Origin of the sequence: Paraburkholderia sediminicola, assembly GCF_046030555.1 — a bacterium.
GTDB lineage: Bacteria > Pseudomonadota > Gammaproteobacteria > Burkholderiales > Burkholderiaceae > Paraburkholderia > Paraburkholderia sediminicola_E.
In genome coordinates this window covers 17,792-41,022 of record NZ_JAQQCH010000042.1, presented here as the reverse complement: position 1 = coordinate 41,022, position 23,231 = coordinate 17,792, and the positions used below count along the sequence as shown (strand labels likewise).

The window sequence follows — 23,231 nt, the reverse complement described above, 5'->3', positions numbered from 1 at the left end:
CTCGTTCATGGCTCTTTATCCGTCCACCCACCGTTGCTATGCACAACATCTTCTGTGCGTGCGTCTCACACAACATGGCGTTCCTGGTACCGCAAACCTGCAGATGCAAGGGCTCTGCGGCGAACGACGGACGGAGCGTAGCATCGCGCATTTATTGAATAAAAATAGTTTTCCTACCTTATGGATAGTTTTTTAAGATGCAAAAACGCCCCGTTTCTTCCGGCCTATTAGTACCCGGTTCACAGGCTGTTCCGGCGTTCGAGCAACGAAACCGTGAAAGAGATCAGAAATAAATGCAACTCTGAAAATGGATAGGAAAAACAGATGCAATGAAGAGCAAATCTGTTCTTTCCGATCCCTTTTTGTTGGTCGACAGTAAGGTGCTAGAGCAGTAGCTGTCTCGATCATTGATACACGAGATGGGCAGGTAGACCTGCCCATCGCCAGACCGGAGTTATTCCTTGAGTCATTCTTCAGCTGATATCCACACCCATGCGGACTGGCGGCGACTGGCCGCAGAAGTTCTCCCGCGCGCGCAGGCACACATTGACGGCCGATTCACAGACGCGCATGACGGCAAGACCTTCCAGGCGATCAATCCGGCAACCGGGACGGTGATTGCCAACGTTGCATCCTGTGGCGCAGCCGAGGTTAACGACGCCGTTCGTGCGGCCCGCGCCTCGTTCGATGCAGGGCACTGGTCGCGTTGTCCGCCGGCGGAACGCAAGCGTGTCTTGTGCCGGCTAGGTGCATTGATTGGGTCCCACGGCGCGGAGCTCGCCCTGCTCGACTCGCTCAACATGGGCAAACGCGTGGCCGACGCCTTCGAGATCGACGTGCCGGCCGCAAGCAGCCTGTTCTGCTGGTATGGCGAGGCGATAGATAAAGTGAACGGCGAGGTCGCGTCGACCGATCCGGGCAATCTCGCCTTTGTCACACGCGAGCCGCTCGGCGTGGTCGGCGCGGTCGTGCCGTGGAATTTCCCGCTCGATATGGTGGCCTGGAAAATTGCTCCTGCACTTGCAGCAGGCAATAGTGTCGTGCTGAAACCCGCGGAGCAATCGCCGCTGTCCGCCCTGCGTCTTGCTGAACTCGCGCTCGAAGCTGGACTGCCGCCGGGCGTGCTGAACGTCGTACCCGGCTTCGGCGAAACCGCAGGACGGGCGCTCGGATTGCATCCGGACGTTGACGTCCTGGCGTTTACGGGATCGACGGCCATCGGCAAGAAGTTTCTCGAATACGCCGCGCAATCGAATATGAAGCAGGTCTGGCTCGAATGCGGCGGCAAGAGTCCGAATCTGGTTTTCGAAGACGCGGACGATCTCGATCTAGCGGCCCGCAAAGCATGCTTTGGCATCTTCTTCAATCAGGGCGAAGTGTGCTCGGCTAATTCACGACTGCTGGTGCATCGCTCGATTCATGATGAATTTGTCGATCGCCTGATCGCCCATTCACGCGACTTCATGCCCGGCGACCCGCTTGATCCTGCCAGCGGCATGGGCGCAATCGTCGACCGTACGCAGTTCGAGCGGGTAAAAGAATGGATCGCGCGAGGGCGCACCAGTTCGACGCTGGCGACCGGTGGCGGAACACGGCTTGTCGACGGCAAGGGGTATTTCATCGAGCCGACCATCTTTGTCGATGTGAACGCAAGCGATCCGATCGCGCGCGAGGAAATCTTTGGGCCGGTGCTGTCGGTTCTCACATTCGACACCGAAGACGAAGCAATCGCGCTCGCCAACGATTCGATTTATGGACTCGCCGCGTCGGTCTGGACGGGCGGCCTGGCACGTGCGCATCGCGTGGCGTCGCGCTTGCGTGCCGGCACGGTTTCCGTCAACACCGTCGACGCATTGAGCGCGCAAACCCCGTTTGGCGGTTTCCGTCAATCCGGGTTCGGCCGCGATCTGTCGTTGCACGCACTCGACAAATACACGGGGCTAAAAACGACGTGGATCAGCTACTGATCCGGCGATCCAACGCCTGAAATCACTCTGCAATGAGCCTGAGAGTACAGCCTGGGTGCGTGCCACTCGCCGCACCGGGACATGAAAGGCCACATCCGTCCGTTACACAACTGGAACCTTGAACATGAATGCTCCTAACTTCCCGCATCGCGCCACTCGCGATTACCAACAAAGCGATGCAGCCCATCACCTGCATGCCTTCGTCGATCAGAAAGCCCTGAACAACGAAGGGCCGCGCGTGATGGTGCGAGGCGAAGGTGTCTATCTCTGGGATAACGACGGAAACCGTTACATCGACGGCATGTCTGGCCTTTGGTGCACCAACGTCGGTTACGGCCGTCAGGAACTGATCGACGCAGCGTCACGGCAGATGAAGGAACTGTCGTACTACAACATGTTCTTTCACACCACGCATCCCGCCGTGATCGAATTGTCGGAACGACTGTTCTCGCTACTGGGCGATCGTTTTAGTCATGTCGTGTACACGAACTCAGGCTCTGAGGCGAATGAAGTCCTCATTCGCACGGTGCGGCGCTACTGGGACATCATGGGTAAGCCCAACAAGAAGGTATTGATCGGGCGAATCAATGGCTATCACGGGTCGACAGTCGGCAGCGCGTCGCTGGGCGGCATGGCGTTCATGCATGAGATGGGCGATCTGCCGATTCCGAACGTGACGCATGTCGACGAACCCTACTGGTACGCAAACGGTGGCGATCTGAGCCCTGAGGCATTCGGCAAGCAGGCCGCGTTGTCGCTCGAAAAGAAGATTCTCGAACTGGGCGCGGACCGAGTCGGCGCCTTTGTCGCCGAGCCATTCCAGGGGGCGGGCGGCATGATCTTTCCGCCGGACGGCTACTGGCAGGAAATCCAGCGTATTTGCCGTCAGTACGACGTGCTGTTGTGCGCGGACGAAGTGATCGGCGGTTTCGGGCGAACCGGCGAGTGGTTCGCGCACCGGCATTTCGGTTTCGAGCCCGATCTGATCTGTATTGCGAAGGGTTTGACGTCGGGCTACGTGCCGATGGGCGGTCTGATGATGAGCCGGCAGATCGGCGAGGCACTCGTCGAACAAGGCGGTGTCTACGCACACGGACTGACCTACTCAGGTCACCCGGTTGCAGCGGCGGTCGCGCTGGCCAATCTCGATGTCCTCGTGAAAGACCGTCTTGTCGAGCGCACGAAGAACGATACCGGTCCGTATTTGCAGAAGGCATTGCGTGACGCCTTCGCCGATCACCCGTTGATCGGTGAGATCCAGGGCGTGGGTGCGGTGGCCGCGATACAGTTCGCGAAGAATAAGGCCACGCGCGAACGCTTTAGCGACGAAGCCGAGTTGACCTGGCATAGCCGGACTGTCGGCTTCGAGCTGGGCGCCATCGTGCGCTCGACGAACGGCCGGCTGATCGTCGCCCCGCCGCTGGTAATCGACCATGCGCAGATCGACGAACTGGTCGACAAGATGCGGCAGGCCGTCGATGCGACCGCACAGAAGGTACTCGGCAACACCCGTTAATCCTGCTTTAAGAATTGTGCCGCTTCAGCTCGGCGCCGGTGGCGGCGGCTGAACGGCACACGCCTCATATCAAAGCGAACGCACGCTCCCCGCCCACCCGTTTCTCCAGATCACGTTCGAATTGCACACGGCAATATGTATCCGCCGTTACGTTTTGTCACCAGAGCATCGTCAACTGCTGTCTTCCGGCCAACGTTAAACCGGCAGCGCTGAAACATTTCAGCCGCGACACAAGAAACAACCGGTTTAACCAGGAGTTACATCATGAAGACGCTTTTCGCTGCTCTCGCTTCCGCTCTCGTCGTGTCGACCGCATTCGCACAAACCGCAGCGCCGTCGGCCGCGCAACCCGCGCAAACGCAGCCCGCCGGTCAAGCAAATCTGAAGGCGAGCACCGCCGTGCAAACCGGCGCCGATAACGGCGCAGCGACGACGAAAGCGCCGACGAAGGCCGCGGCAAAGGCGCATGTGAAGAAGGCTTCCGCCAGCCACACGGCAAAGATGCATAAAGCCACCAAGAAGACTGCTGTCGACACAAGCGCAAGCAAGACCAAAACGGAAAGCGCGAAAGAGGCCAGCAATGCCCCGGCAAAAGCCGACGGCGCAAAGACCGACACGACGAAGACGCAATAACACGTGATCGGTTTTCGGCACACACCGGCCACGCATGCGTAGTTAATCGAAGCCGAACGCTGCCGTTCAGGGAGGGCGAGTCTCACGACTCGCCTTTTTTTATGGGCGCGTCGCATGAACCGGGTTGAAGTCCACGCAAGGTTAATTTGCCAGCACGGCACCTGATTCAATTCGAGCGACTCGTCGAACTCGCATGTTTTTTTCAGCGGACACCTCAATTTTTGCACTGCGTTTACCCGTAGACGTCTAATCTCGAACTGTCTTGATCAACCATGGCGTCAACGAACGCCGAAACAAATGGCTCTCACGCAATCAATCAACAGCTTCGAAACGCAGCCGCTCTGCGCGCCGCCGGTCCCGCCCCAACGCAACAATGTCATTCCCTTCCCCGCGGCCCGTGCCCGCTTGCAGGTCACCCTGCCCCACCCTGCGCACGATCTTCCTGGCACCCAACTCCGCACACTGCTTCATTCTCCGCTCGGCGTGTATGTCGTCAGCACGGAGGCCGTCCGCGAAGAAGTACGCGTGCAACTCGACATTGCACTCGACGACCTCGACTTCACCTTGCATACGCTGATCTCGACACTCCCCGCAGCACTGATCGGACCACTGAAGCGCCGCCATGCCGTCGCAAAGGCGCGCTAATCATGTTTTCCGGTATCTGGTTGCCCATCGTTACACCGTTTCGTCATGGCGAAGTCGACGTCGACGCATTGCAGCGCCTCGCGGACTATTACCTGCGCACGGAAATCAGCGGTTTTGTCGCCTTGAGCACGACGGGCGAAGCCGCTTTATTACAGGAATCCGAACGCCTCACCGTGTTGCAGGCGCTGACCGACGTGATCGGCTCCCGTCTGCCGATGCTAATCGGCGTCGGCGGCGCCAATACGCGCGACGTCCTGCACGATATTCAGCGCCATGAACGCTGGAACTGCGCGGGTTACCTGGTGTCTGCTCCGTCGTACGTATGTCCGGATCAAGCCGGCGTGCAGTGGCATTTCGAACAGGCCGCACTCGCCACCGAGCGGCCTGTCGTTCTGTATGACGTGCCGCATCGAACCGGCGTAACGATCGAGCCGGACACGGTTGCGCGCCTGGTCGAGTACAGCAACATCGTCGCGATCAAGGAATGCGTGAAGGAGCACTTCACCAAACTGCGCGACCTGCCGATCAACGTACTGTGCGGCACCGATGAAGCCTTGGACGACTGCTTGAACAACGGCGGCACAGGCGGCATTCTGGCAAGCGCACATGTTTGCGCGGACCTTCTGGTTGCCGTACAGGATTTGATCCGGGCTGATCGCGACCCGGACGAGCGCAATCTGTTCGCCAGCTTGCTGCCCGTGTTGCGTCTGCTGTTCGCCGCGCCCAATCCGTCCGCGATCAAAGCGATGCTGGCATTCGATCACTCGATGACCGACGAAACGCGTATGCCGATTACACGCGCTTCGGCACAACTGGTCGAGCGCCTGAGCACCGCGCGCGACAGGTTGCAAGACCTGCGCGCCGAGTTTGCCGGAGCGATGAGCTAACGCGAGAGAAATCGAGCAGGTCTGACGACGAATGCGCCGCGAATCAGTTCATCATTCGCGGCGCAAACTTGCGTCCAGGCGCTGCATCCGCAGCACGACACGCCGTGCGTAGCCGCGGCCACCGCCGCTGTAGCGAAGCAGCGCGGCGTCGAGATCGCCGCCGCTTTCATCGAGGTAGCCGCGCAAGATGGTCGAACCGATCCGCACGTTGATCGCCGGATCGGACAAGTCGGTTGTGCCCGCAATCAATTGCGGATGCGCCGCGGGCAAGATCTGCATGAGCCCTCGCGCGCCCGCGATGCTGACCGCGTAGCGATCGAAGCTCGACTCGACCGACATCACGGCAAGCAGCAATATCGGCGAGATGCCGTGGCGGTCGGCTTCGATCAACACCGCGCGCGCGATCTTCATGGATTCCATCGGTGCAACGCGAAACTGGGCGCGCAGCATGGCGGTGATATCGCTAAGCGCCGGCAAGCCACTGTCAGCCGCTGCGTCGCTTGCGGCCATTGAAGTGGGCGTTGAAGCGGCCAATGCCGACTGCTGAACATCGGCGGCTTGCGATGTCGCAGAAAACGAGAGGACGATCGCTGCAAGCATCGCCTTCAGACCGACTCTCGGACGAAGGTTTCGCTGTGTTTGGACGCCATCCAGAGCGCTATTTCCATGCATATTTTCGCTTCCTGACCGGGTGCCTCGACCTTACCGGTGTCGGTGTAGCGAATCGCCAAAGAAATAGGGGTGCGCCGTAAAATGCTTATAAAGATGCGTCGTCGCGCGCGACCTCTGCGCGATCCAGATCGATCAATCCGCAGCCGGACGCAGATCGGCTAGCGCGCTGAGCTTTTGCACATCGGCGATTTCAATTTCCGCATAGCCCAGCTTCAGCGCACCCTGCGTTTCGAACTGCTTGAGCACCTGGTTGATTGTCTGCCGCGACAAAGCCAGCATCATCGCCAGATCTTCCTGCGGCACTTTGAGTACACGCCGCAACGCGCCGGGCTCGCCGTAACCACCTGCCATCAATAACAGGCGACGCGCCACGCGCTGCGCGGCGGGAAGCAAAGCGGCTTCTTCAATGGCATCGAAAGCGAGGCGCAGCTTTTGCGTCAACAGCAAGCCGAAGACATGCCAATACTCGGGCGTGCGTTCGAGCAGCACGGCAAGCGCGGCGCGCGGCACATGAAACAGCTCGGAATCGCGTTCGGCATACGCATCATGGGTTCGCGGGCGATTGTCGAACAGCGCGATCTCGCCGAACCAGTTGACCGGCTCGATGACCGCGAGCAATGCTTCCTTGCCGGCCGAACTCGCCGCGCCGATTCGCACCAGACCGTCGAGCACACAATAGAGGCCATCGTCGGAATCGCCACGCGTGAAGAGCCGTTCGCCGCCCGCCAGGTGCTCAACGCGCCCGGCTTCGATCAGCTGCACCCGCATGGCAGCAGGCGCAGAGCGAAACCACGCACTGCGTTCGAGCAGGTGGGCCAGCTCATTCGATGAAAAACTTGCATTCATAGGACGGCATCCGTGCCCGATTGTCGGCTACCCGATGGTTTCAAATTCCGCTGACCGCGATTATGCTGACTTTGATCGAGGAGCGGCATACATGAGAACGCTGACGCAGCAACTTACGCAATATGCGGCTTACCACCGCGACCGGCGCAATATCGCCACGCATTTCATCGGCATTCCGATGATCGTGCTGGCGCTGGCTGTGTTGTTGAGCCGGCCGGCTTTTGGCCCGGGTGCGCTGCCATTTGCGTTCCCATTTACCTTGTCGCCCGCGTGGGTGTTGTTCGCGGTGGCGACCGTCTATTACCTCGTGCTCGACGTGCCGCTCGGCGTGATGATGGCCGTGGTATCGGTAGTGTGCGTCGCATGCGGCCAGTGGCTCGCCGCGCAAACTACGTTCACCTGGCTCGCCTCGGGCATCGGCCTCTTCGTTGTCGGCTGGGTGTTCCAGTTTATCGGCCATGTGGCATACGAACATCGCAAGCCGGCATTTGTCGACGATGTGGTCGGTCTGCTGATTGGGCCGCTATTCGTACTCGCTGAAGCGTTGTTCGGTTTCGGCTGGCGGCCCGCGCTGCGTGAAGCGATCGAGGCGCAAGTCGGCGCGACGCGTATCAATGCGGATCGCGCGGCCGTGCATCGCTGAATGAACCGCGGCGCCTGATTCGGCGGTCCACGCTCAACACTGCGCGCCGTCCCGATGCAGCTATCCGCCGCGCTTCAACCAACACGCACCAACCAACACGGTTCAACGCGGCGCAAGCCGAACGAGCCGTACGCTATGCAATGCGGTCAGCGCAACCGCAATCCAGATGGGAACATACGTGGCTAACTGAGCGGCGCTGAGCACCTCGCCGAGCAACGTGATCGAGACCAGCACCAGCAGCACCGGCTCGACATACCCGAGGATGCCGAACAATGCGACCGGCAATAAACGGCTCGCCTTGAGATACGAAGCCAGCGCAATGGTGCTGAGCGCGCCAAGCCCCGGCAACAGCAAACACCACATATCGATACGTCCGCCGATCATTGTCAACGACCCGCCGATGACGATGAACACAGCTGCCGCCGGCAGCAGCAACGCCATTTCCACCGTAAACATTGCCAGCGAATCCTGGTTGATTTTGCGGCGCAACACGAAATACGGCGGATAGCCGAGCGCGACCAGCACGGTCGGCCACGAGAACGCGCCCGTCATCCACAGCTCGTGCCCGACACCCAAAGCAGCGCAGATAACCGCTAGCCATTGCAAGCCGTCGAGGCGCTCGTGATAGTAGAAGCGCCCCACCAGCACCATCACCATCGGCAGCAGAAAATAGCCGAGCGAGACTTCAAGCATGCGCCCATGCAGTGGTGCCCAGAGAAACACCCACAACTGCGCGCCCAGCAAAACCGCGCTGACAACCATCGCCACGCTAAGCCTCGGCTCCGTCACCATGCGGTAAAGAAGTTGCCGGAGAATCGGCAGGCGTTTGCGCAATACGATGAGCAATAACGCCCCAGGTACGGTCCACACGATACGCCACGCGAAAATGTCGAGACCGCTCAACGGCGCAAGCAGCCTGGCGTAAGCGGACAGTAAAGCAAACATCGCCGACGCGCCGACCGACAACGCGATACCGCGCTTTGGGTCATACTGGTTCATTGCTCGACCCGTGGCGCAATCGCTTCGGCATACGGTACAGATGCGCAAGCTGATTCAGATGCAGGTGTGTGCGGCGCAGCATACGGCTGCGCGCGTCGAATTGTTGTCATTAGAAGTAAAGTCTCACAAACAGGCCGTGCGCCAGGCAGTGCGGATCAAGCGCTGCATTTTTATCTTCAATATGCGATGCAAGCGGGCATTCTAGACGGGTTCCCCGCCACCGTGCCCGCGTGTCCCTTGCAACAGGCAGCAATTTTTCCCGTGCGCATCACGCGCCGATGCACTAGAACATAACTTCACGCGCAACAGGCGAATCCGTAGCTTCCGTACCGGCAACTTCTCGCTGAACTGCTCAAGCTCGAATCTTGCTACGAAGTCTGGCGGCACTATTGCAATGTGATCCGAGATACCTTGCACGGCCGTCGCAACCGTCATCTGCAACATCAACGCGCCGGGCCGGCAAGGGCAGTCCAAGTGGACTGAGTCCGCCCTTCTTTCCGCGGCACGCAGCAACTGCGTTTCATTGCGCCTGCCGTCACCCGGCCAGCAATCCTGCTCATCGAATGTGACTACTGGAGCCAGCATGACCCAGCCAGCCCTATCGCACGACGCATCGCCCGATCTATCCCGCGCTACCTTCGCCGCCGAAGTACGCGCCGGACTTACACATACGCCGCAGAAAGAGCTGCCGTCGAAGTATCTGTATGACGAAGTCGGCTCCGCGCTGTTCGAAGTGATCACCGTTCTGCCCGAATACGGCGTGACACGCGCCGAGGAGCGGCTGCTCACGAAGCACGCAGCGGACATCGTCGCGCATCTGCCGCACGACGTGACCGTCGCCGAACTGGGCAGCGGCAGCGGCCGCAAAACGCGGCGTATTCTGGAAGCGCTGTGTAAAAAGCGCCCCACTTCTTACTGCCCGATTGAAATTTCGCGCAGCGCGTTGCAGTTATGCAGGCGCGAACTCGGCGACATCGAGCGAATTTCGATCGTTGGTTATGAACGCGATTACCTGGCCGGACTGGCCGAAGTGAGCAAGAATCGCGCGGCGGACGAACGGCTACTCGTACTGTTTCTTGGCAGTACGATCGGTAATTTCGGCAGACTCGCGGCGACGCGCTTCCTGCGCGACATCCGCAACATGCTCGCGCCCGGCGACGCGCTGCTGCTCGGCACGGATCTGATCAAGCCGACACCCGTGCTGGTAGCCGCCTACGACGATGCGATCGGTGTAACCGCATCGTTCAATCTGAATTTGCTGGCGCGCATCAACCGCGAGCTCGACGGCGATTTTCCGCTCGATGCGTTCGAGCACGTGGCGCGCTTCAATCCGGACGCGCGCAGCATCGAAATGCATCTGCGCGCGAAACGCGATGTCACCGCGCACGTGGGCGCCGCGCAATTGACGGTTTCGCTCAAGGCAGGCGAAACGATCTGGACCGAAAGCAGCCACAAATATCGCGCGGACGAGATGCCCGCGATCGCCGACGATGCGGGCTTCGTGTGCAGCCATCAGTGGATCGAAGATGGATGGGGGTTCGCTGAGAGCTTGCTGGTGGCGCGATAGTCGCGGTAGGTGCTTTAGATGCTTCAGGTGCTAAACCTTATCGGCCCATTTGCCTGACAAACAGGACACGCAAACTGCAAGGCGGCGCGCTATCGATGTGATGGCGCGCCGCCTTTTTTGCTCGAAGTCCACTTGCTCAGTGCTGCTCGAAACGCTCATAACGCTTTTCGGTCGCGCGCTCTTCGCCGGCCACTTCGGTCACGCGTGCCGCCGGCGGGCCGTGACGCAGCCACGACAGCATCCGGTCGACCTGATTGGCTGAGCCCTGCAACATGGCTTCGACGGAACCGTCGTCGAGATTCGCCACCCAACCTTTGATACCAAGCGCGTGCGCCTGCCGCACGGTGGCGTGGCGAAAGCCAACGCCCTGCACGGTGCCGTGCACTCGCACGTAATACGTTTCGATCCGCTGATCCAGATCTGGGGCCATGCCGTCCTCTCCAGTGTCGACCGGAGTTAGCGCTTTAGCTGTCGGCCGGGGTTAGCGCTTTAGCTGTCGGCCGGGGTTAGCGCTTTAGCGCTTACTCCGGTCCCATGCAAAGCTCTTACTCCGGTCCCATGCAAAGCACTTACTCCGGTCCCTTGCAACGCAAATCTTTCAAGCCGAGCATTCTAATCGCGTCGCGGCGAGAATGCTCGGCGGCGCTTGAGTTCGTCCGGGTTCGCCTGCGCGCCTGGACCGCCCGGCGCGACACACGGCGTGCGCGACACGTACAATCCGTCGACCGTCACGCAGGGAATGAAAGAGAATGACCGAACAGAATCGCGATCTCGTGCTCGTGACCGGCGCATCCGGCTTCGTCGGCTCGTCGGTTGCGCGCATCGCGCAGCAGAAGGGTTTCAAGGTGCGCGTGCTGGTGCGCGCCACCAGTCCGCGTAAGAACGTCGAGGCGCTGGATGCGGAAATCGTCATCGGCGATATGCGCGACGAAGCGTCGATGCGCAACGCGCTGCGCGGCGTGCGCTATCTGCTGCACGTGGCGGCCGACTATCGTCTGTGGGCGCCGGACCCGAGCGAAATCGAGCGCTCGAATCTCGAAGGCACCGAGGCAACCATGCGCGCGGCGTTGAAGGAAGGCGTCGAACGTATTGTCTACACAAGCAGCGTGGCGACGTTGAAAGTCACCAGTTCCGGCCAGTCCGCCGATGAAACCTCCCCGCTCAAAGCCGACCAGGCGATCGGCGTGTACAAGCGCAGCAAGGTGCTGGCCGAGCGAGCGGTGGAGCGCATGATCGCCGAGGACGGCCTGCCCGCCGTGATCGTCAATCCGTCGACGCCGATCGGTCCGCGCGACGTCAAGCCGACACCGACCGGACGCATCATCGTCGAAGCGGCGCTCGGCAAGATTCCCGCGTTCGTCGAGACGGGACTGAATCTCGTGCACGTGGACGACGTGGCCGCTGGCCATTTTCTCGCGCTCGAACGCGGCAAGATCGGCGAACGCTACATTCTCGGCGGCGAAAATCTGCCGCTGCAACAAATGCTCGCGGATATCGCGGCGCTCACCGGCCGCCAGGCGCCGACGCTGAGTTTGCCGCGCTGGCCGCTTTATCCGCTCGCCGCGGGCGCCGAAGCGGTCGCCAGGATCACGAAGCGCGAACCGTTCCTCACCGTCGATGGTCTGAAGATGTCGAAGAACAAGATGTACTTCACGTCGGCGAAGGCGGAACGGGAACTCGGTTATCGCGCGCGACCCTATCGTGAGGGCTTGAGCGATGCGATCGACTGGTTCCGGCAAGCCGGGTATTTGAAGTCCTGACGCGGGCAGGATGAGCAGCGCCGTCCCGCGTAGGCCGCATCATCCAGGTCGCACAAGCTACGCCGCGCCAAACAGCGTCGCTGTAGCCTGCACGCACTTTGTTACAACGTCACTGTGTTTGCGACAGGTAAAAGCCTACGCGCAACAGGTAAAATCGTGGGTCTTACCAGAGAAACCTCGCATGAATCTTCACGATCAGCTCGGCGCGCTGGAAATGGGCGTCGATCAGCTCATCCAGGCTGTCGTGGCCCCGCAGGCCGAAAACATCACCGAGACACCCGCAGAGACCCAAGCGCAGGAAGCGCCGGCGGCAAACCACGTCTCGTCCGTATCGAAAGTAGAACGCATCGGCACTGAAGACGCGGTAGCCGCAGCGGAACAGACGCCGGTGGCCACGGAAGAGTCGGCTGCGGAACCCGTCGCACCTGTCCCGCCCACGCTCGAAATCAACCGCCCCGCGCAGAACGAGATCACCATGACGATCGGTGGTCAGACGGTCGCGCTGCGCGCTGAGCAGATTGGGCAACTGATCGAGGAATTGTCGAACGCGCGCGCCTCGATGACGCCGGAACCGCCGCCGGGCATCCCGCCAGGCTGGCGCTTCGTATCGACGAAGAATCCCGTCATGGCCGTGCAGAAACAGTCGAATGGCGACCGTTTGCTGGTCATGCGCCACACCGGCCACGGCTGGGTGCCATTCACGTTTTCGCCCGACATGGTGATCCAGATGTACATGATGCTCACCAAGGGCTGATGGAAAGATCGAGTAACGGTCGAGTAAAGGACGATGTAAAAAAAGCGGCGCCTGAGCGCCGCTTTTCTTTTCGTCCGATGAATCTCTGGGCGTGCGCGTCTCAGCGCTCCTGCACCGGCGCCTGCACGCGCGCCTTCCATTGCCCGCCCTTACCGCGCCAGTAACGCACCGCCGACGCAAACGTCGCGCCGACATAGAACAACGCCACCAGCGGCAGGAACGGCGCCCACAGCGGCGAACGGCGGTAGTAGCTGAGCATCGGCGCATACGCGCAGCACATGAGCGCCCAGGCAAGCCATGCGGGCCAGCCCAGCGGTCCGAGCACCAAGGCGGCTACCGGCGGCATCAGATAGATGATCGTCATGCCCAGCAGCGTGCCCGCCAGCAACAGTGGCGAATAATGCAGCTGCGTAAAGGCCGTTCGCGCGATCATGTTCCAGATCTCACGCCAGCTATCGTAAGGACGCAGCGACACGCTGCGCGCCGCCACATCCAGACGGATCGCATGACGCCCTGTGCCGCGATGCTTGACGCGCGCGGCAAGGCTGCAATCGTCGATCAGCTCGGCGCGAATCGACTCGATGCCGCCGGCCTCTTCGAGCGCGCTGCGCCGGACCAGCATGCAGCCGCCCGCAGCCGCGGCCGTGCGGTTGCGCGGGTTATTGACCCACGAGAACGGATACAGCTTGGCGAAGAAGAACACGAAGGCCGGAATCAGCGCCTTCTCCCAAAACGAATCGCAGCGCAGGCGGACCATCAGCGAGACGAGATCGCGCTTTTCCACATCCGCACGCGCGACGAGTTGCGTGACGGCGTCCGCGGGATGGCCGATGTCGGCGTCGGTCAGCAGCAGAAAATCTGCGGGCAGACCGAGCGTACGCACCGCCTCGATACCTTGCGACTGCGCCCACACCTTGCCGGACCAGCCCGGCGGCAGCGGCTTCGCGCTGAGCACCGTCAGGCGATCGGGGCATTGCAGCTGCAACGCGGCCGCGCGGGCGGCGTCGGCGGTGCCGTCGGTGCTGTGGTCGTCGACGACGATCACGTGAAATTCGCCCGGATAGTCCTGCTCGAGCAGGGTGGTGACCGCCTGCGCGATCACATCGACTTCATTGCGTGCCGGCACCACGGCGGCGACCGCCGGCCAGGTTTCACGGGGTTCGAGCGTGAGCGGCGTGGCGGGACGCGCCCGCCAGAAACCGCCGCGCGCGAACAGCAACACACACCAGATCAGCAGGGAAAGACACGAAAGAAGAAACAGAACCACCACCATTAAGCATTACCCTCGAGTGAACCCGCTTCTACGCCGACGCGCCGCGACAGGCGCATCACCACCGTGCGTACCGCGACGACGCACCAGTCAAAAGTATTGAGCACCGGCCGCTCGCGAAACACGTCGTAGCCGGCCTTCTCGATCCGCTCGAGGATTCGCAAGCCACCGTGGATGGCGCCGCACAGCTCGATCCCCAGGCGCCCGGGGATCCGCAATGCGAGCGGCGCGCCGCGTACCAGCGTGGTCCGAACGAACGAAATCTCGTAGGCCATCAGCTTGACCCAGGCATCGTCGACGACGCCTTGCGCGATCTGCGCCTCGGTCACGTTGAAGCGCTGCAGATCCGCGAGGGGCAGATACACGCGGTCCTTTTTCCAGTCGGCGGCGACGTCCTGCCAGAAGCTGATCAGTTGCGAGGCCGTGCAGATCGCATCGGCGTCGGCGAGATTCTCCGGCGTGGCGGCGCCCACCAGATGCAGCATCAGATGCCCGAGCGGGCTTGCCGAGTGGCGGCAATAGTCGAGCAGCGCGGCCCGGTCCGCGTAACGGTTGGTGTCGATGTCCTGCCCGCACGCGTGGAGCAGATCGTAGAACGGCGCGAGCGGCAGTTTATACTGGGCCACCACGCCCGCGAGCTTGCCGAACAGCAGCGGGTGCACCGGCGCCGCGCGCCGCTGCGCGACCGCGTCAAGGCCGGCGCGGAAGTCGGCGAGGCGGGCATGCCGCTCGGCCGGGCTCCAGTCGCCTTCATCGGCAATGTCGCCGGCGGTGCGGACAACCTGATAGACAATGTCGATAGGCGCGCGCAGCGCCTTTGGCAGCAACACGCTCGCGACCGGAAAATTTTCGTATTGATCGACGTCCATCCAGCGAGCCTCGAAACCATTCTGTAATGCGGCCACAAATGTGCGCCGCAGGACCATGTAGTTTAAGGGTTCCGCCAAACCGGTGCAGCGCGTAATCATTGCCATCCGTGCATTGCCACCCGCGCATTGCCGCATGCGCCATGGATAGGGCTACCGGGCAGCGGGCCCGCGGCGCGGCGGCCGGCGCCAACACCTGAGCAGGCGCGCCAGAGCAGAGCCGGCCTGATAGCGTTAGAATGCGCGTTTGGTTTTGCTGTACCGGCTCGTCGCCGGGGCTCAAGACGTCAACTAAATAGATGGTCGCGGCGATAAAGTCATAGTTACCGACTTCTTCGAAACCCGCGTCAGTCGGAGTTCGCCAATTTATGCGAGTCATCCTTGCTCAACCCCGCGGCTTTTGTGCAGGGGTTGTTCGCGCGATCGAGATCGTCGACCGCGCGTTACAGCAGCACGGCGCGCCCGTGTATGTTCGCCACGAGATTGTTCACAATCGTCACGTGGTGGACAACCTGCGCCAGAAAGGCGCGCGCTTTGTCGAAGAACTCGATGAAGTGCCGCAAGGCGCCGTGGCGATTTTCAGCGCGCATGGTGTCGCGCAGACCGTCGAGCGCGACGCGGAACAGCGTGGCCTCGACGTGCTCGACGCGACCTGCCCGCTCGTGACCAAAGTTCACGTGCAAGGGCGCCAATATGTGGCTGCGGGTCGTACCCTGATCCTGATCGGCCATGCGGGCCATCCGGAGGTGGAAGGCACGATCGGCCAGATTCCCGGCAAGGTGCTGCTGGTGCAGAGCGAGGCCGAGGTCGCCCATCTGGACCTGCCGCTCGATACACCGCTCGCGTACGTCACGCAGACCACACTGTCGGTCGACGACACACGTGGCATCATCGATGCCTTGCTGCGCCGTTTCACGGACATGGTCGGTCCCGACACGCGCGACATCTGCTACGCCACGCAAAACCGTCAGGCGGCGGTGCGCGAACTGAGCAAAGAAGTCGACGTGCTGCTGGTGGTGGGCGCAACCAATAGTTCCAATTCGAACCGGCTGCGCGAAATCGGCAGTGAAAGCGGCGTGGAGAGTTATCTCGTCGCCGACGGTTCGGAGGTGAAGCCGGAGTGGTTTGCGAATGTGCAGACTGTCGGCATCACAGCCGGTGCTTCGGCGCCGGAAGAGATGGTGAAGAACGTAATCGATGCGCTGCGCGCATTGGGGCCCGTCGATGTCACGACGATGGCGGGCCGTGAAGAGAAAGTCGAATTCAAGTTGCCATCGAAACTGATGCAACCACTCGCTGCACGCGAAGTTTAAGGAGGACGTCTTGTCTATTCCGCTGCTACAGAAAGTCCGGGTCGGCGCATACATCATGCGTCAGCACCTTTCGCGCAATAAACGCTACCCGCTCGCGTTGATGCTGGAGCCGCTGTTCCGCTGCAATCTTGCCTGCAATGGCTGCGGCAAGATCGATTATCCGGATCCCATCCTGAATCAGCGTCTGTCGCTCGAAGAATGCCTTGGCGCAGTCGACGAATGCGGCGCACCGGTCGTTTCGATTGCAGGCGGCGAACCGCTGCTGCACAAGGAAATGCCGCAGATCGTGAAGGGCATCATCGCGCGCAAGAAGTTTGTGTACCTGTGCACGAACGCGCTGCTGATGGAAAAGAAGATGGACGACTACGAGCCGAATCCGTACTTCGTCTGGTCGGTTCACCTGGACGGCGACGAGCAGGCGCACGATCACTCGGTGTCGCAGGAAGGTGTGTACGTCAAGGCAGTCGCCGCGATCAAGGAAGCGAAACGCCGTGGTTTCCGCGTGAACATCAACTGCACGTTGTTCAACGACGCAGTGCCGGAACGCGTTGCTGCGTTCTTCGACACGCTCGGCCCGATGGGCGTGGACGGCATCACCGTCTCGCCGGGTTATGCCTATGAGCGCGCGCCGGATCAGCAGCACTTCCTGAACCGCGACAAGACCAAGCATCTGTTCCGCGAAATTTTCAAGCGCGGCAACAATGGCAAGAACTGGTCGTTCAGCCAGTCCGCGATGTTCCTGGACTTCCTGGCCGGCAATCAGACGTACGAGTGCACGCCTTGGGGCAACCCGGCGCGTACGGTGTTCGGCTGGCAGAAGCCGTGCTATCTGGTCGGCGAAGGCTATGTAAAGACCTTCAAGGAACTGATGGACACCACGGAGTGGGACAACTACGGTACGGGTAACTATGAGAAGTGCGCGGATTGCATGGTGCACTGCGGCTTCGAAGCGACTGCCGTGATGGATACGGTGGCGCATCCGTTGAAGGCGTTGAAGGTCAGCCTGCGTGGCCCGAAAACTTCCGGTGCCTTCACCAAGGATATTCCTTTGGATAAGCAGCGCCCCGCTGAGTTCGTGTTCTCGCGGCACGTCGAGATCAAGCTCGAAGAGATCGGGCGTGCAGGAAAGGGCAAGAAGGTGCAGACGGCTGCTTCGGCTTCGGCACACTAAGCTGTCGATATCATTGGGGCGGTTCTGTCCGTCCCATGATGTGCATGTTCTGTAGAAAAAAGCGCGGTGGCATGATTGCCACCGCGCTTTTTTTTGTGCTTTCTCTTTTTGCGTTACGTCAGCCTGCGCTTCGTGCGTTATGCGCCGTCAGGAACTTAATCAGCCCATCAACGCCGCCCTTGGAAAGCTGATCGGCAAACTGCGTCTGATAAACCTGAATCAGCCAGGCACCCATCATGTTGATGTCGTAAATCTTCCAGCCGGATGCGCCTTTGGTCAGGCGGTAATCGATCGCATCGTCCCCGCCGTTGCTGATCACGTGTGACTGCACAACGATGTCCTTGGCGCCGGCCGGCACGTTGACCGGCAGAAACTTGAATTTCACATCCTGATCGCGCAGCTGCGACAACGAGGAGGCGTATGTGCGCACCAGCAGCAGCGTAAACTGCTCATACAGTTGCTTCTGCTGCTCGGGGGTCGCCGTACTCCATGCCTTCCCTACCGCGATCCGCGTGGTCCGCTGAAAATCGGTAGCCGGCACAAATCGCGTCTGAACCAGCTCGGTAATCTTCGCCATATCGCCGCCGCGCGCCTGCGGATCGGCCTTCATCGCGGCAACCGTGCCTTCGACAGCACTCTTCACCAGCGCATCAGGCGCGCTTTGTGCGTATGCCGCAGTGGACACTACGGCCGCAGCCAGAAAAGCAGACAGATAACGTTTCATACGCTCGCCAAAACCCCTGGAAGTAAGCGCCGGCGGGCTCATGAGCCCGTGGCGAAAGCTGGATAGACCAGTATACCGATATTGCGTTCCCGCCCCCGGCCGCGCCGCCCGGGAGCCGTCCTTGCTGCCGAAGTGGAGCCGAGTCGCTCCGGCTCTGTATACTTGTGCACTTTCGTCAAAAACACCGTCTGTGATAAGGCTACCCCCGCCTACATGCTGAAGTCATCTATTGTCCGTCTCGTCGCCTATTCGGTGCGCCATCCGTTACGGATCATCGCCCTGTCTCTTGTGCTCGCCGTTTCGAGCGGCTTCTACGTTGCCGATCACTTCAAGATCAACACCGATATCAGCAAGCTTATCGAGACCGACAAGCAATGGTCGTCGCTCGAAAATGCCATGGACAAGGCCTTCCCGGATCGCGGTCAAACCGTGCTGGTGGTGGTCGAAGCCCGCGCGCCGGAGTTTGCCGACGCGGCCGCCAGTGCCCTGACGGCCGCGCTCAAAGCCGATCCGAAGGAGTTCGTCGCGGTCTCGCAGCCCGCCGGCGGCCCGTTCTTCGAACACGATGGCCTGTTGTTCCCGTCAACCGATGAGGTGATGTCGACCACCTCGCAGCTCGTCCAGTCGCGCCCGCTCGTCAATGCCCTTGCGCACGATCCGAGCCTGACCGGCCTCGCCGGCACGCTCACCACGAGCCTGTTGCTGCCGCTGCAACTGGGTCAGGTGAAGCTGGCCGACATGAGCCATTTACTGTCGCAAAGCGCAACCACGCTCGATCGCGTGCTGGCCGGCCAGCCGGCGGCATTCTCGTGGCGCGCGCTGGTGGACAAGAGCGCCGCCACGGATCCGGCGCGCGCCTTCGTCACGGTGCAGCCGGTCGTGAACTACGACGCGCTGGAACCGGGCGCGACGGCGTCGAAAGCGATCCGCGACACCGCCGCGTCGCTGCACCTCGACACGCGCTATGGCGCCACGGTCCGCCTGACCGGCGAACAGCCTCTCGCAGACGAAGAATTCGCGTCGGTCAAGGACGGCGCCGTGCTCAACGGCATCGGCACCTTCATTGTCGTGCTGGTCATTCTGTGGCTGGCACTGCGTTCGGGCCGCATGATCCTCGCCGTGTTCATTACGCTGTTCGTCGGCCTCGCGATCACCGCGGCGCTCGGCCTGCTGCTGGTCGGCGCGCTGAACATGATTTCGGTCGCTTTCATGGTGCTGTTCGTCGGACTCGGGGTCGATTTCGGCGTGCAGTTCGGCGTCAAATATCGTGAGGAACGTAATCGCGACGACCGTCTTTCCGCCGCCCTCATGCACACCGCACACAGCATCGGCGTGCCGCTGACGCTCGCTGCGGTGGCGGTCGCGCTGAGCTTCTTCTCGTTCCTGCCGACGGCTTACCGCGGCGTGTCGGAATTGGGCGAGATCGCCGGCGTCGGTATGTTCGTCGCGTACTTCACCAACATGACGCTGCTGCCGGCGCTGCTGAAACTCTTCAACCCGCCGGTCGAAGCCGTTTCGCCCGGCTTCAAACAGCTCGCACCCGTCGACGATTTCCTCGATCATCACCGCAAGCCGGTGCTGATCGGAACGCTGATCGTCGTGATCGGCGCCACGCCGCTACTCACGCATTTGCGTTTCGACTTCAATCCGCTGCATCTGAAGGACCCGCATACGGAGTCGATGGCGACGCTGCTGTCGCTGAAGGATTCGCCGGAAGCCGCGGTCAACAATGTGCACGTGCTGGCGCCCACGCTTGCCGACGCGGACCAGAAAGCCGCGCATCTGCGCACGCTGCCGGAAGTGGGCCGCGTCACCACGCTGGACACCTTCGTTCCGACCGAGCAGCAACAAAAGCTGATGCTGGTTGCAAGCGCCGCGCAGCAACTGCTGCCCGCGCTGCAGCAACAGCCCGCGCCTCAAGCTACGGACGCGATACGCGTCGCCGCGTTGAAGCGCGCGTCGAACCAGCTCTCGCTCGCCGCTGACGACCATCCGGGTCCGGGCGCCGCGGAAGCCAAGCATCTGTCCGCAACGCTGCAAAAACTGGCTGCCGCCGACGCCGGCACGCGCGACCGTGCCGAAACCGCGATGTCCGAGCCGCTGCGCATCGCGCTGAAGCAACTGGCGGATCTGCTGCAGCCGACCGAGATTACGCGCGACAACCTGCCCAAGGAGATCTCCACGAGCTGGGTGTCGAAGGACGGCCGCGCACTCGTCGACATCGCGCCGAAGGTCAAGCCCGGCGCCGATCCGAACGACGACGCGACGCTCGCCGCTTTCGCGCACGCGGTGAAGAAAGCCGAACCTGACGCGATCGGCGGGCCGATTTCGATCCTGCATTCCGCGGACACGATCATCAAGGCGTTCCTTCAGGCCGCCGGCTACGCGTTGCTGTCGATTGCGATCCTGCTGTGGATTGCGCTGCGGCGGCTCAGCGACATGCTGCGCACCCTGGTTCCGCTGCTGGTGTCGGCGCTGGTGACGTTGGAGTTGTGCGTAGTGTTCGGCATGCCGCTGAACTTCGCGAACATCATTGCGTTGCCGCTGATGCTGGGCGTCGGCGTAGCATTCAAGATTTACTTCGTGATGGCGTGGCGCCACGGGCAGACTGGCCTTTTGCAGTCGAGCCTCACGCATGCCGTGTTGTTCAGCGCGGCGACCACGGCGACGGCGTTCGGCAGCCTCTGGCTGTCGCACCATCCGGGGACGTCGAGTATGGGACGCTTGCTGGCACTCTCGTTGTTTTGCACGCTGATCGGCGCGGTGGTATTCCAACCCGTACTGATGGGCAAGCCGCGCCAACGTCGCGCGAAGCACAAAGGAATATAAGCATGAAGCTGCAAAACACTGTGCTGGCGCTGATCGCCACCGGGCTGATCTCTGGCTGCGCGACCGGCCCCGACCGCAAACCGGGCGACCCGTTCGAGCCCGCGAACCGCGTGATTTTCAATTTCAATGACGGCCTGGACCGCTTCGTCGCTGTTCCGGTCGCCAAGGGCTACCAGAAGGTGACACCGCAGCCGTTGCGTACGGCGGTGAGCAACTTCTTCTCGAATCTGGGCGACCTGACCAACGCCGCCAACAACCTGTTGCAGTTGAAGATCACCGACGCGACCGAGGACTTCGTGCGTTTCGCGTTCAACTCGACCTTTGGGCTTGGCGGCCTGATCGACTGGGCCACGCCGGCCGGTCTGCCGAAGCACCACCAGGACTTCGGATTGACGCTGGGCCACTGGGGCGTCCCGTCGGGCCCGTACCTAGTCTTGCCGCTGTTTGGTCCAAGCACGGTGCGTGACAGCATGGGCCTCGTGGTGGACGTGAAGTTCAACCCGCTGAACTACATCGAGCCAGCGGTACGCAATCCGCTGTACGTGTTGCAGTTCGTGAGCGTGCGTTCCGACCTGTTGGGCGCCTCCGACCTGTTACAACAGGCCGCGCTGGACAAATATTCGTTCGTTCGCGACGCCTATACGCAGCAGCGTAAAGCGCGCTTGCGCGGCACGGGTGACAACGCCGCGCCGCTCCCGAACTACGACGACCAGGAGGGCGACTCCGGCGCAGCCGCACCTGCCAAGGGCGCTTCAGGCGCGGCCGCAGGGTTGCCGAGCTACGCGGACCCGGGCGACGCGGCGCAAGCCCCTAACGCGGCGTCAGGAAGCGCCACAGCCGCCCCCGCGGGCGTACCGACCTACACGGACCCGGGCGACACGCCAAACGCCCCAGCGGCGGCGCCTGCAGCGGCATCGGGTGCAATGACGCAGGCACCGCAAACCACGCCGACGGACAAGAAACCGCAGGAAGCAGTCCCGGCGACCCAGTAAGGGATGGAGCAGGTGACCCGACGCTACGGAGCGCCGGGTCACCTTAAAAAGCGAACTGGGAAATTAGAGTGGGGAAACGGCGGGAATTAAAACGAACAGGAACGGTGCGCCCGCCAATTGCGATCAGTAATGCCGAGCAAACCAGACGGGAAGCACCCTTCGGCGCGCGCAGCGCCGCCCGAAGAATGACGCCCTTGTCACCAGTCCGAATGTGCGAGAGCACAGATTCCAGATGCACCACTACCGCAACTGCGCGGTGGGCCCGCTTATAAGCTAGCGGTGTGAGCCGGTTTCTTTGCTTATCTTTCTTTGCGGCGGCAAAGAAAGTAAGTGCCTGCCCCGCACAGGGGCGAACGCTAATAGACCAATAAGAAAACAAGGAAAGGCCAACGCCGTAGGCAAACAGACAAAGCACCGCCAAGCGAACAAAAAACCCCAAAAACCCAGATCAAGAAAACCGCAAAACCCCACTTTCCCCCATAGCATGCCGCGCCTGCACGAGTGAAGTCCGCGCCGCCCGCGCATCAACGGCCACCTGAATCAGCGCCCCAATCTGCGCAGGCTGCCGCAGCAACTCCCGCAAAATCGGCCCCAACGCAGTGGTGCCATCATCCCGCAACCCAGCGGTTGCAGCAGAAGGCAGCGTCCGCCAGGCCGGATCCACAATCGCACGACACACCGCAAACGGCAAACCATGCGCGGCCGCCGTCGCACCGGCAATATGCGACTCCATATCAACCGCCAAAGCACCCGTCGAGCGATGCAGCACGCGCTTATCGTCGGCAGTGACTAAAGGCGCGGTCACAGCAGCCACCAGCCCGCGCCGCAGACGCGCCACAAGCGGCCCAGTCGCCAGCGCGGCAGCGAGTCTGTCAGCCCACGACCGATCGGTCTCGAGCCGCCCAAACGGCCCCTCGACGGCTTCCGCGACGATCAGCGTGCCCGGCTCCAGGTCGGACGCCAAACCCCCCGCCGTCCCAAAACTAACGATCCCCGAACAGCCGCGCGCAACCGCCGTACTCAGCGCCCGCTCCAGCAGATCGGCGCGAGCCGCGTAGACCACCTCAACACCTTTGCCGCGCGCGATACGCGCTTCGAACGCCATACCCGTCACCACGATCACCGGCAAGGTGCTGCGGCCGGCCCCGGCTGACGGCGTTGTCGAAAGCGCCATCCG

The 23,231-nt window shown here is 61.6% G+C and carries 22 protein-coding genes; 14 read left to right on the top strand and 8 right to left on the bottom strand.

Translation table 11 applies throughout. The features are described from left to right. The 6 genes from PQQ52_RS33355 to PQQ52_RS33330 all read left to right on the top strand — a co-directional run. A partial coding sequence (locus PQQ52_RS33355) for a hypothetical protein (protein WP_408221091.1) occupies window positions 1–196 on the top strand: 196 nt, incomplete at its 5' end. Window positions 197–461: 265 nt separating this feature from the next. Further along, complete coding sequence (locus tag PQQ52_RS33350; RefSeq protein ID WP_408221089.1) at window positions 462–1,967, top strand: aldehyde dehydrogenase; 1,506 nt, start codon at window positions 462–464, stop codon at window positions 1,965–1,967. A gap of 124 nt (window positions 1,968–2,091) precedes the next feature. Further along, entirely contained in the window at window positions 2,092–3,483 is a 1,392-nt protein-coding gene (locus PQQ52_RS33345; RefSeq protein ID WP_408221088.1) for an aspartate aminotransferase family protein, read from the top strand. A 264-nt stretch (window positions 3,484–3,747) separates the two neighbouring features. After that, window positions 3,748–4,116, top strand: a complete 369-nt coding sequence (locus PQQ52_RS33340) for a hypothetical protein (protein WP_408221086.1) — start codon at window positions 3,748–3,750, stop codon at window positions 4,114–4,116. Between the two features lie 297 nt (window positions 4,117–4,413). Further along, the gene (locus PQQ52_RS33335) at window positions 4,414–4,761 is read left to right on the top strand and encodes a hypothetical protein (protein WP_408221084.1); all 348 of its coding nucleotides are present in this window, start codon (window positions 4,414–4,416) and stop codon (window positions 4,759–4,761) included. Window positions 4,762–4,763: 2 nt separating this feature from the next. After that, window positions 4,764–5,648, top strand: coding sequence for a 4-hydroxy-tetrahydrodipicolinate synthase family protein (locus PQQ52_RS33330; protein WP_408221082.1), 885 nt, complete (start codon window positions 4,764–4,766; stop codon window positions 5,646–5,648). A 51-nt stretch (window positions 5,649–5,699) separates the two neighbouring features. On the opposite strand, the gene PQQ52_RS33325 is transcribed toward PQQ52_RS33330, so the two are convergent. Both PQQ52_RS33325 and PQQ52_RS33320 read right to left on the bottom strand, forming a co-directional pair. After that, window positions 5,700–6,248, bottom strand: coding sequence for a transglycosylase SLT domain-containing protein (locus tag PQQ52_RS33325; RefSeq protein WP_408221080.1), 549 nt, complete (start codon window positions 6,246–6,248; stop codon window positions 5,700–5,702). A 204-nt stretch (window positions 6,249–6,452) separates the two neighbouring features. Continuing rightward, window positions 6,453–7,166, bottom strand: a complete 714-nt coding sequence (locus PQQ52_RS33320) for a Crp/Fnr family transcriptional regulator (RefSeq protein WP_408221078.1) — start codon at window positions 7,164–7,166, stop codon at window positions 6,453–6,455. Between the two features lie 91 nt (window positions 7,167–7,257). Between PQQ52_RS33320 and PQQ52_RS33315 the strand changes: the two genes are divergently transcribed. Beyond that, a complete protein-coding gene (locus PQQ52_RS33315; protein WP_408221076.1) occupies window positions 7,258–7,809 on the top strand; it encodes an Mpo1 family 2-hydroxy fatty acid dioxygenase in 552 nt (183 codons plus the stop codon). Between the two features lie 102 nt (window positions 7,810–7,911). Here the strand turns inward: PQQ52_RS33315 and rarD are convergent, their stop codons facing one another. Further along, window positions 7,912–8,808 carry an EamA family transporter RarD gene (gene rarD / locus PQQ52_RS33310; protein ID WP_408221074.1) on the bottom strand — a complete coding sequence of 299 codons (897 nt, stop codon included), beginning with the start codon at window positions 8,806–8,808 and terminating at the stop codon, window positions 7,912–7,914. 583 nt (window positions 8,809–9,391) lie between these two features. Here rarD and egtD point away from each other — a divergent pair. After that, window positions 9,392–10,375, top strand: a complete 984-nt coding sequence (egtD, locus tag PQQ52_RS33305; protein ID WP_408221072.1) for an L-histidine N(alpha)-methyltransferase — start codon at window positions 9,392–9,394, stop codon at window positions 10,373–10,375. A gap of 136 nt (window positions 10,376–10,511) precedes the next feature. Here egtD and PQQ52_RS33300 read toward each other — a convergent pair whose 3' ends face one another. After that, complete coding sequence (locus tag PQQ52_RS33300) at window positions 10,512–10,805, bottom strand: acylphosphatase (protein WP_408221070.1); 294 nt, start codon at window positions 10,803–10,805, stop codon at window positions 10,512–10,514. A 319-nt stretch (window positions 10,806–11,124) separates the two neighbouring features. On the opposite strand from PQQ52_RS33300, the gene hpnA reads away from it, so the two are divergent. Together hpnA and PQQ52_RS33290 are read left to right on the top strand one after the other, a co-directional pair. Continuing rightward, a complete protein-coding gene (gene hpnA / locus PQQ52_RS33295) occupies window positions 11,125–12,135 on the top strand; it encodes a hopanoid-associated sugar epimerase (protein ID WP_408221068.1) in 1,011 nt (336 codons plus the stop codon). Between the two features lie 181 nt (window positions 12,136–12,316). Beyond that, window positions 12,317–12,889 (top strand): hypothetical protein, encoded by a 573-nt coding sequence (locus PQQ52_RS33290; protein ID WP_408221066.1) that lies wholly within the window; start codon window positions 12,317–12,319, stop codon window positions 12,887–12,889. A 100-nt stretch (window positions 12,890–12,989) separates the two neighbouring features. Here the strand turns inward: PQQ52_RS33290 and PQQ52_RS33285 are convergent, their stop codons facing one another. Continuing rightward, the gene (locus tag PQQ52_RS33285) at window positions 12,990–14,162 is read right to left on the bottom strand and encodes a glycosyltransferase (protein WP_408221064.1); all 1,173 of its coding nucleotides are present in this window, start codon (window positions 14,160–14,162) and stop codon (window positions 12,990–12,992) included. Further along, entirely contained in the window at window positions 14,162–15,028 is an 867-nt protein-coding gene (gene hpnC, locus PQQ52_RS33280; RefSeq protein WP_408221062.1) for a squalene synthase HpnC, read from the bottom strand. Before hpnC ends, PQQ52_RS33285 begins: the two co-directional genes overlap by 1 nt. 365 nt (window positions 15,029–15,393) lie before the next feature. On the opposite strand from hpnC, the gene ispH reads away from it, so the two are divergent. Continuing rightward, window positions 15,394–16,338 (top strand): 4-hydroxy-3-methylbut-2-enyl diphosphate reductase, encoded by a 945-nt coding sequence (gene ispH, locus PQQ52_RS33275; RefSeq protein ID WP_408221060.1) that lies wholly within the window; start codon window positions 15,394–15,396, stop codon window positions 16,336–16,338. A 10-nt stretch (window positions 16,339–16,348) separates the two neighbouring features. Further along, complete coding sequence (gene hpnH, locus PQQ52_RS33270; RefSeq protein WP_408221058.1) at window positions 16,349–17,509, top strand: adenosyl-hopene transferase HpnH; 1,161 nt, start codon at window positions 16,349–16,351, stop codon at window positions 17,507–17,509. A 118-nt stretch (window positions 17,510–17,627) separates the two neighbouring features. Here the strand turns inward: hpnH and PQQ52_RS33265 are convergent, their stop codons facing one another. Further along, a complete protein-coding gene (locus tag PQQ52_RS33265; RefSeq protein WP_408221056.1) occupies window positions 17,628–18,233 on the bottom strand; it encodes an MlaC/ttg2D family ABC transporter substrate-binding protein in 606 nt (201 codons plus the stop codon). Window positions 18,234–18,446: 213 nt separating this feature from the next. Between PQQ52_RS33265 and hpnN the strand changes: the two genes are divergently transcribed. Both hpnN and PQQ52_RS33255 read left to right on the top strand, forming a co-directional pair. After that, window positions 18,447–21,062: a hopanoid transporter HpnN gene (gene hpnN, locus PQQ52_RS33260; protein ID WP_408221054.1), complete on the top strand. Its 2,616-nt coding sequence runs from the start codon at window positions 18,447–18,449 to the stop codon at window positions 21,060–21,062. A 2-nt stretch (window positions 21,063–21,064) separates the two neighbouring features. Beyond that, entirely contained in the window at window positions 21,065–22,054 is a 990-nt protein-coding gene (locus PQQ52_RS33255; RefSeq protein ID WP_408221052.1) for an MlaA family lipoprotein, read from the top strand. Window positions 22,055–22,502: 448 nt separating this feature from the next. Here PQQ52_RS33255 and PQQ52_RS33250 read toward each other — a convergent pair whose 3' ends face one another. After that, the gene (locus PQQ52_RS33250) at window positions 22,503–23,228 is read right to left on the bottom strand and encodes a phosphorylase (RefSeq protein WP_408221050.1); all 726 of its coding nucleotides are present in this window, start codon (window positions 23,226–23,228) and stop codon (window positions 22,503–22,505) included. Window positions 23,229–23,231: the final 3 nt, after the last annotated feature.